Here is a 9,384-nt window from a genome sequence, read left to right on the forward strand (position 1 = left end):
TCCACCATTATCTCCCTTAAGAAGGGAGACTTTGAATCAATTCTCCCCCCTTATTAAGGGGGGCTGGGGGGGATCTCCAAAAACCAGTTTACGCCCGGGTCAAACTTTCCCGCAACTGTTCCAACATTTCCGCCTCGGAACTGGCGGGTTTTTTACACTTCAAACCCTGGCAGACCAAAGCCACGGCATTTTCCGGCAAATTGCCATCAATTTTGAGAATAGCCACCGGCAAATACTGGCGATTTAACTTGGCAATTTCCGCCGCTTTTGCGCGAACCAAGGTATTATTACGATACCAGTCCAACGCCACAAACAGACTCGGGCCGGCTTGGGGTGCCTTTTCCATGATGCTGGCGAAGGCTTTCAAACCCGCTTCCGCCCGATCCAAATAGGCGAGCTCTTCTTTTAATAAGAATAACCGCACCAAATTGGCGATCGCAATCCCGTTTGCCGAGGGCGTGGCATTGTCCATGTAACTCCGTTCCCGGACGAGTAGGGTTTCCCCCACGTCCGCCGCCGTGTTGAAATAGCCGCCCATTTCCACACTCCAGAGATACTCGTCAAATTCACGCTGAACTTTGACCGCATTTTCCAGCCAAAATTCCGCCAATTCCGGATTTTCAAAACTGGCTTGATGCAGGTCGATCAGGGCTTTGATAAACAGGGCGTAATCCTCCGACTGTGCCAAAACCGCCGGTTCGCCGTCGTAGTTGACCCGGTGAAAGCGATCGCCCACCCACTGGCAATCCAAAATAAACCGGGCGGCGGTCGCTGCCAATTCCAAATACTCGGAATTATCGAAAACGGTCGCCGCCTTCGCCAACCCGGAAATCATCAAACTGTTCCACGCGGCGATCATTTTCGTATCGGTGACGGCGGGGATGCGACCGGGCCAATCCGTTTCCTTGGCTTCTTGGTTATTGCGGGCGGGGGGGAAGGTTTTCACCTCCTCCGGCGGGGCACCGTAGCGGACGGCGAACAGTTTCGCCAGGGCCGATTCCAAGGTGTCGCCGAGGCGATCGCAATTCCACCGTTGCAGGACATTTTTACCCTCAAAATTGCCGGATTTTGTGATGGTAAACTGGGCTTGCAATTCTCCCAATTCTTCCGCCGTCAAAAACGTTTCCAACTCCTTGTGCGTCCAGACGTAAAACGCCCCCTCTTCCGGTTCCTTATCCTCGGGAGTGATAAAACTATCAGCATCTTGGGCGGCGTAAAAATAGCCCTCCGGCGCCCTCATCTCCCGCTTCAACCAGGAAACCGTCCCGGCGATCGCCCGTTCAAAGGCGGGTTCTTGTAGGCCAGATCGCCACAAATCCGACAAAAATTCCACGATTTGCCCGTTATCGTAGAGCATTTTTTCAAAGTGGGGAACCGTCCAAGTCGGATCGACAGTGTAGCGGTGAAATCCCCCGGCAACGTGGTCGTAAATTCCTCCCGTCGCCAAATCTTTTCCCCGGCGAATGCAGGCTTCCTTTGCGTCGGATTCGGACTCGAATTGAAACCGCGTCCCCCGCAACGCCATGTCCGCGTAGGGAATCATTGGAAATCGGGGGCCGCCGAAGTTGTTGCGGCCGATAATTCCGGTATTGATCTCCAATCCTTTTTTGAGGAGATCTTCGCTCAATTCGGAACTCGGTAAAACGGCGGACTGTTGCAGTTGGGTGATGATTTCGCCTTTCACCGTTTCGAGTTTATTTTTTTCGCGATCGTAAAAATCCCGGATCGCTTTCAACAAGTCCAAAAAACCGGGGCGTCCGTAGCGGGGTTCCACGGGAAAATAGGTTCCGCCGTAAAACGGGATGCGATCGTCGGGGGAGAGAAAGACGTTCAGCGGCCATCCCCCCTGGCCCGTCATCATCTGCAACGCCTGCATATAAATGCTATCGACTTCCGGGCGTTCTTCGCGATCGACTTTGATGGGGACGAAATTGGCGTTCATGTAGTCCGCGATCGCCGGTTCGGAAAAAGCCTCCCCCTCCATCACCGTGCACCAGTGGCAACTCGAATAGCCAATCGAAAGGAAAATCGGCTTATCCTCCCGTTTCGCTTTCTCCAGGGCTTCCTCACACCACGGCCACCAGTCGATGGGGTTATCCGCGTGTTTGCGAAGGTAGAGGCTTTGGGACTGGGCGAGACGATTGGCCATAACAATACCTGATAATTACTCGAACTGAGTCCGTTTTTCACGTTCTCCAGTATAACGTCACCCGAGTAGAACAGGCTTCTGGCTTGTTAATCTCTCTATAATTTCACAGGCAGGATGCCTGTGCTACCTGATGAATTGACGCGAAGGGGGCTCTTCGTGATTTAATTAATATCGCTAACTTGAAACTATATAGCCCCAATGTCATTATCTCGGCGACAGTTCAATCGATATTCTCACCATTTTTTAATCGGTGCATTTCTGCCCTCGGCGTTGTCGAGTTTTTTGAAAGTTGATGTATCGGAAGAAAAAGTTCACGAAACGGTCAAAACTTTCTTCAAAAATTTAGATCCGGAAACGGAATTATTGATCCCGACTTATTTGGGCAATCCCCAGCGTCGATATTACGGGTGGGGCGTACCGACGGGGTTGAATGTCGCCCAAAAATTCCCTCTCGGAACGGGGGTGACTTATGTGGGGAAAACCCGCAAAGTTTGGAGCGGGGCGGGGTGGACGGGACAGCCGACAATTACCCGCGATCGCGGACGGACTTACTTGATTATCGGTTCCTACGATTACCATCTGAGAAAAATTGATTTTGAAACCAATGAAGAAGTCTGGAAATACAAATTTGATGACGTTATTAAAGGATCTTCTAGTGTCTACATCGATGAAACCGCCGACGAAGACAACCGCATCGTGATTTTGCAGGGCAGTCGGACGGGACGGCCCAAAGGCGGACTCGCCCCCAGTTTCCGGGCAATTTCATTCCGAACCGGGAAAGAATTGTGGAAATTGGATATTCGCAAAACCCTCAGTTACAGCCGGGACAATGACAGTTCCGCTTTGTATTTAGAAAATGGTATGATTTTCAATGCCGGAGAAAATGGCATCGGCTATTTTCTCGATTCTGCGGTTACTCAATCTCAGAAAAAATCGGGATTTTTGCAACCTAAAATTATCTCGGAAGTGCAGTTGTATGAAAAGAGCGATCGCGCCCGCCACGGAGGTAATTTGGTCTGCGAATCTTCTCCAGCAAGACTCGGCGATCGCCTGTTCGTTGCGGCCGGTTCTGGACATATTTACGGCATCGATATCAATACCCGAAAAATAAGTTGGGATTTCTTCACCGGTTCGGACTTGGATGGAACTGTCGCCGTTTCGCGATCGGGTCATCTTTTTTGTGCCATTGAAAAACAGTACATCCCCGGCCGCGGCGGGGCGATCAAACTCAATCCGGACAAGCCACCCGCCGAAAGTGTGGAATGGTTTTTACCCACCGGAAACGCCAAAGTTGGAAGCTGGCAAGGGGGAATTATCGGTTCGGTTTCTATCAACGATGAATACAATCCAGACAATTTTCCGCCCCTATTTGCCACCCATGCGATCGACGGTTATTTGTACGTCGGTTCCCAGGAGAAAACCACGGGCGATCGCGTCTCAGGGCCCTTAGGAAAAGGCTCTTATCATACCCCCGTCGTCCTCGCCAAACAGAAGATCGGGGCATCTATTTCCACCCCCATTTTTACCGACGGTTACAAACTGGTGACAGCCGGATATAACGGCGTTTATTTATTTCAGTTGAACTGGGAAAAAACCGCAGCGGGAGAATCAGACGCGATCGCCAATTCCCTCGGAGATTACTATCGCCTTAACCTGGAAGCGATCGGCCGTTTCAAACCGGGGATTTCCTTCGAGTCTACCCCCGTCGTCTGGGATGGAAACATCATCATCTGCAGCCGGGATGGGTGGTTGTATACTTTGAATTAAATCATGCTAGAATTAAATACCGGAAGGGACGGTGTGAGGCAGTGTCGCGTCGGCGATGCTCAAACCGCCTTCCAAGAGAATTTTGATGTCTTCAATCCTTGAAACCAGTTTGACTTCGGTTCCTTCCGGCGTGGGTATCATCAACAGCACTTCTTCGCCACCAATACCTCGATCTGACAGTAAATCCGCACTGTGGGTACTCAAAATAACTTGTCGTTTTTTGGGTTTCTGTAGGCGATGAATTAGGGCGGGTAGCTTGCTGACGATCGCCGCATTTAGGGAGAGTTCCGGTTCTTCTAATAATAACAGTGAATCAGATTCCAATAAAGACCACAACAAACCAATCAACCGCAATGTCCCGTCCGAAAATTGGTCTTCCCGCTGTTTCCCCGCATTCGGTCGCCAATGTTCGTAAATCGCCTCCAGGTGGGGAACGCCCATCTCGTCTTTTGTATCGGTGAGGTTTTTTAACTGCGGGACGGCAAATCTCAAAGCATCTTCAATTTTTCTGAGTCGCGATTTTCTGGTTTTTTCAGGGGTTTTTGCGACCCTTTCTAAAAAAGTCCTGCCAAAGGGATCTTCGGACAGACCGGGCATGGCAAAAGCTTCCGGATGACGCACCAATTGAGGAATCAGATGCAAATATAAAATCGATTCAAAAAAATTCGATATTTCTCTAAATTCCGCATTAGAATTAATTTGCTCCAGATAGGTTTGAGTCAGTCTCAATTCGTCTTGCAAGTCGTCAGAATTGGGACGGTCTAAAATTGTCTCACCTTTCCGCCAAACCGTTTCGTGGGAAATAACGGGTTGATTTTTTCCACCTTTTTTGATTTTGACACCCAACGAATATTTCCAGATCGGCGATTCACCATTCGATTCTGACAGGTGAATTTCGATTTCGACATTGGGATTTTGACGGGCGGAAAGGCTGCGAATTTTCGAGACTCCGCCCCGATCGCTCACCGCTTTCTGCAATCCTCCTCCCGGTTTTGCCAGATCTCGCAAAAATCTGAAGGCATCCAGAAAGTTAGATTTGCCGCAGGCATTAGGACCCACCACAAAAATGCGATCGCGCAAATCCACATCTACCAACCGAAAGTTTCGCCAATTCTTGAGAATAATATGAGAGATAATCATGGCATGATTGGGAATGTTCCGAATTTTAAATGTCGCCGTCGTCTAGAATGGGGAGGGACGAACAGAGCGGGTCGTTCCCCGATGCTTTCAATCTCTCAATCGACCCTCGTCCAACTCGGAAGCGATCGCCGACGGACTGTAAAATTATACCTGTCGCCGGGAGGAGTCAACACCAGTCGTAAAATCCGATCTCGGCCTCACTTACCCAATCTAGCCAAAACCCGGTACGATCGCAGTATGAGAAAATGTTTATGGGATACTCAACTATGGAAAATAGTTTGGAGACCAACCTCGCCCCCGCCCCCCTGCAACAGGAAGACGCCCAGCAAATCCTGCAAATCGCGATGGCCCGCCGCGAGGAAAGCGGAGAACTGACCCGGGACCAGTTGGCGGAAATGGCGATGGAATTGGGCATCAGCCCGGAAGATTTGCGGGCCGCAGAACTGGAGTGGCAGAGTCGCAAGGTAGAGTTGACGGAAAAACAGATGTTCGACCAACAACGTCGCCAAAAATTCCGTCAAGATTTGATCAAATATGCGATCGTCAACTCCTTCTTGCTGGTGCTCAATCTCGTCACCACCCAAGGCGTCGCCTTCGCCCTCACCATCGCCCTATTGTGGGGACTCGGACTGACGCTGCAGGGGTGGCGGACCTTCCAAACCGAGGGAGACGCCTACGAGAAAGCCTTCAGCCGGTGGCGGCTGAAAAAACAACTCGGCAGTTCCCTAGGCACGATCGCCGATCGCGTCCTCAAAGGAATGCAATCTTAAGAATTGCAGAATTTCGGGCGGGTGGGATCAAACAAAATCCCACCCTTTTTTTTAGGGAGTCGGGAATCGGGAGTCGGGAGTCGGATAATTAATTGTTAATTATTATTCCCTTCCAACGCCACCACCAGGCACAACAGCAGAGCCTCAGTCCACTCCACGACGGCGCCGTAGGTGTCTCCCGTATGTCCCCCCAGGCGATAATTGAGCCAGGTTCCGGTCAGAATAGCGATCGCACTGCCGCCGAGCATCAACCCCACCGCCACCAGCCAGCGGTCTGGGTGCAGCCAAATTTCCAAGCCACTCAACCCCGCCAGCAGCAGCACCGCCGGCAGCAAGTCGAAGGGGGAATAGGTGGAATCCTTGTGGAAGGCGCCCTTTCCCACGGCTTTCAGGTAGGGGTAGCGGGCGATCGCCACCAACTGTCCCCAGCGTCCCCAAGCAGCTACCCCCATCAAAATCAGCCATCGGGAGCGATCGAGGTCCGCCAAAGCCGCCGTTTTCAGCAGCAAAATCACCACCGCCGCGATCGCCCCAAAAGCCCCCGTCACGCTGTCCGCCATCACCTCCAACCGCCGCTGCGGGTCCGTCACCGCCAACCCGTCGGCCGTATCCATCGCCCCGTCCAGGTGCAGCCCCCCGGTAATTCCGACCCATCCCGCCACCACCAGGGCCGATCGCGTCAATACCGGACACCCGAGCAACTGCAAACCCGTGTCAGCCAATCCCAACAATCCCCCAATCGCCAACCCCAGCACCGGAGCCAGTCGGGCGATGCCCCGAAATTCCAGGGACCAAGAGACGGGGATCGGCAAACAGGTGTAGAATGCGACGGCGGCAGCGAGTGCCGCCCCCTGACGTTCGGCAAATTGGCGGAGCGATCGAAGCGGTTTGTCAAGACTCATAAAACCAAAATTAAATGTCGGCGAGATCTATAAATATTTTCTAGGTTATGCCAGAATTGAAATGAAAACCCGCCCGGATCTGATATCGGGCCGGGTCGCAGTTAGATGATTTCTCCGGTCTGACGGCATCAACTCGCCATGATCCGTCAATCCCATCCCGGCTCCGAATTGATCGGCTCAGTTCCCGAAAGGGCGAGTCTCATCGAATCTGAACTCGGATCGATCGCCCCCCGGCGTTTTAGTTTTGCTACAATTGTGGCGAACTCAGTTCACCTAGTATCGGCATCTCCAACCCGAAAATCATCCGGGAGTTTCTCACCTCAAGTCTTTCGGCCGGGGTGAAGCGGCAAGTGAAACGACTTGAACCGCCGTGTATAATTAGGACAAATCCACACAACTCGAAGATCCGTTCAGACCAGGGCTTAACATCCCCTGAAGGCAAATTGATTTGTCGGCAGCAAAGTGGGTCTGACGGCGAGATCATCAAAGAGTGGAAGAAAAAACAAAGATCACTTTTCGCTTTGTCCGATTGTTGAGAGGCATTTTGAACCGTACATCGGGGTCTGGTGGAGCGATTCTCGTCGGCTCATCCGAACGATCTGTCCCGTATTCCAACTTTTTAAATGTCCGGAATCGGGAATCTTCGCTCCTTGAGAAAGTTGTGGCGAATCATCAACCGGCGCGTCGTTTGCAGCGCGTCTAATGCTCTCATTTTTTTGTTTAGGGGAACCTATCATATTTCAGAGGCTATTACTCCATGAGTTATGACCAGCTAAATTACAGGGTGTCTGCTCCGTGCATAATCGATTCCGGCATCATCGTCAACAAGTGCGATATGCGACGATTGCTTGTCGATCTGGGTCGAGTCCGTTACATTCATATCCAGGACGGACAGGTTAAACGTCAGGGAGAAGGTTACGTTCTGGAGGTGTTTGCCGACCCGAAGCAGGCCACCCTCATCGCCAATCACGCCATTTATTTGAACGTGCACAGTTTCGACTGTCTGGAGTTGAAACAATCCTCGGAAGACGAAAGCTATTTCGATCTGGTCCAGGACGGACGCCTGCTGCGGTTGATTCCGCTGTCGAACCCCCTGCAAGAGCAGGCGGCGCGAAATTTGAACGCGGCGGCTTTGGATGCGGTCATGGATCAGGTACTATCGACAAACTGGGATACCCAAATGGATGACGACGACTGCCCCTTCTGAACGGAATGGGAGATCGGCCGTCGGCAGGCGATCGCGGCATCTCCAGACCGCGATTTCCCTCCTCCCCGGTTTCCCCGGCTTTGTTGTCCAATCAGCCCCAAATGTCGCAACCCTTCTCATTTCAAATCCAGGCCCGCTGCACCCAAACCCGAGCCCGAGCCGGGGTTTTTGAGACTCCCCACGGCCCGGTGGAAACCCCCCGCTTCATGCCGGTGGGGACGTTGGCGAATGTCAAAACCCTGACCCCGGCCCAACTGAAAGATACGGGCGCCCACATGGTACTCTCGAATACCTATCACCTGCACCTGCAACCGGGGGAGAAAATCGTGGCGGCCGCGGGGGGCCTGCACCGCTTCATGGGCTGGGACGGGCCGATGCTCACGGATTCCGGGGGCTTCCAGGTCTTCAGCCTCAGCGAAATGCGGACAGTGGCGGAAGCCGGCGTCACCTTCCGATCGCCCCACGACGGCGCCATCATCGAACTGTCCCCGGAACGCTCCATCCAGATTCAAAACGAATTGGGCGCCGACGTGATCATGGCCTTCGATGAATGTCCGCCCTACCCCGCCACCCGGGAAGAAGTCATCGCCGCCACCGATCGCACCTACCGGTGGCTGAAACGCTGCATCGAAGCCCACCGGCGGACGGATCAGGCTTTATTCGCGATCGTGCAGGGGGGGGTCTATCCCGACCTGCGACAGGACGCCGCCCGGAAATTAGTCGAGTTGGACCTGCCCGGTTATGCGATCGGCGGCGTCAGCGTCGGGGAACCCACAACCCTTATGGATAAAGTCGTTCGGGCGACGACGCCCATTTTGCCGGAACACAAACCCCGCTATTTGATGGGGGTGGGGACCTACCGGGAAATGGCCCAGGCGATCGCGGCGGGGGTGGACTTGTTCGACTGCGTGATTCCCACCCGCCTCGCCCGCCACGGCGCCGCCCTGGTAGCCGGGGAACGCTGGAATTTGAAAAACGCCCAATTTCGAGAAGATTTCGCCCCCCTCGACGACACTTGTCCCTGCTACGCCTGCCGAAATTTCACCCGAGCCTACATCGGCCACCTGGTGCGGGCCCAGGAAATCCTCGCCTACACCCTGTTGAGCATCCACAACGTCACCGAACTGGTCCGATTCACCACCCGCATCCGGGAGGCGATTTTGGGCGATCGCTTCCCCGCCGAGTTTGCCGGTTGGCTGGCTCCCGCCCCCCAGGCATCGGAGGGTGAGGAAACAGCCGCGATCGCCGACAATATTAAGAATGATTAAGCAAGGTGTGGGGGCTCCAGGAAGCTTCGGTAAGCAGAGGGAGCTCCAGGAAGCTTCGGTAAGCAGAGGAGGCTTCGGTAAGCAGAGGAGGCAGAGGAGGCAGAGGAGGCAGAGGCGACATCTTATATCAGATTCGTACAACCTCCCCAATCATCTTTAGATGATTTGAGCTATTAGCTTG

At 53.2% G+C, this 9,384-nt stretch carries 7 protein-coding genes; 4 read left to right on the top strand and 3 right to left on the bottom strand.

What is annotated here, in order from left to right:
- Positions 1-88: 88 nt before the first annotated feature.
- The gene (locus AC0QHF_RS15455) at positions 89-2,149 is read right to left on the bottom strand and encodes a thioredoxin domain-containing protein (RefSeq protein ID WP_324705120.1); all 2,061 of its coding nucleotides are present in this window, start codon (positions 2,147-2,149) and stop codon (positions 89-91) included.
- 198 nt (positions 2,150-2,347) lie between these two features.
- On the opposite strand from AC0QHF_RS15455, the gene AC0QHF_RS15460 reads away from it, so the two are divergent.
- Positions 2,348-3,916, top strand: a complete 1,569-nt coding sequence (locus AC0QHF_RS15460; protein WP_324705121.1) for a PQQ-binding-like beta-propeller repeat protein — start codon at positions 2,348-2,350, stop codon at positions 3,914-3,916.
- Between the two features lie 12 nt (positions 3,917-3,928).
- Here the strand turns inward: AC0QHF_RS15460 and AC0QHF_RS15465 are convergent, their stop codons facing one another.
- On the bottom strand, positions 3,929-5,056 hold the full coding sequence (locus AC0QHF_RS15465) for an AAA family ATPase (RefSeq protein WP_324705122.1): 1,128 nt from the start codon (positions 5,054-5,056) through the stop codon (positions 3,929-3,931).
- A 266-nt stretch (positions 5,057-5,322) separates the two neighbouring features.
- Here AC0QHF_RS15465 and AC0QHF_RS15470 point away from each other — a divergent pair, with 266 nt between their 5' ends.
- Positions 5,323-5,826: a 2TM domain-containing protein gene (locus tag AC0QHF_RS15470; protein WP_375341434.1), complete on the top strand. Its 504-nt coding sequence runs from the start codon at positions 5,323-5,325 to the stop codon at positions 5,824-5,826.
- Positions 5,827-5,921: 95 nt separating this feature from the next.
- Here the strand turns inward: AC0QHF_RS15470 and cobS are convergent, their stop codons facing one another.
- The gene (cobS, locus tag AC0QHF_RS15475) at positions 5,922-6,728 is read right to left on the bottom strand and encodes an adenosylcobinamide-GDP ribazoletransferase (protein WP_324705124.1); all 807 of its coding nucleotides are present in this window, start codon (positions 6,726-6,728) and stop codon (positions 5,922-5,924) included.
- A gap of 757 nt (positions 6,729-7,485) precedes the next feature.
- Between cobS and AC0QHF_RS15480 the strand changes: the two genes are divergently transcribed.
- Both AC0QHF_RS15480 and tgt read left to right on the top strand, forming a co-directional pair.
- Positions 7,486-7,935: a hypothetical protein gene (locus AC0QHF_RS15480; RefSeq protein WP_324705125.1), complete on the top strand. Its 450-nt coding sequence runs from the start codon at positions 7,486-7,488 to the stop codon at positions 7,933-7,935.
- 101 nt (positions 7,936-8,036) lie between these two features.
- Complete coding sequence (gene tgt / locus AC0QHF_RS15485) at positions 8,037-9,203, top strand: tRNA guanosine(34) transglycosylase Tgt (protein WP_324705126.1); 1,167 nt, start codon at positions 8,037-8,039, stop codon at positions 9,201-9,203.
- Positions 9,204-9,384 lie beyond the last annotated feature (181 nt).

The organism is Lyngbya sp. CCY1209 (genome assembly GCF_055795065.1).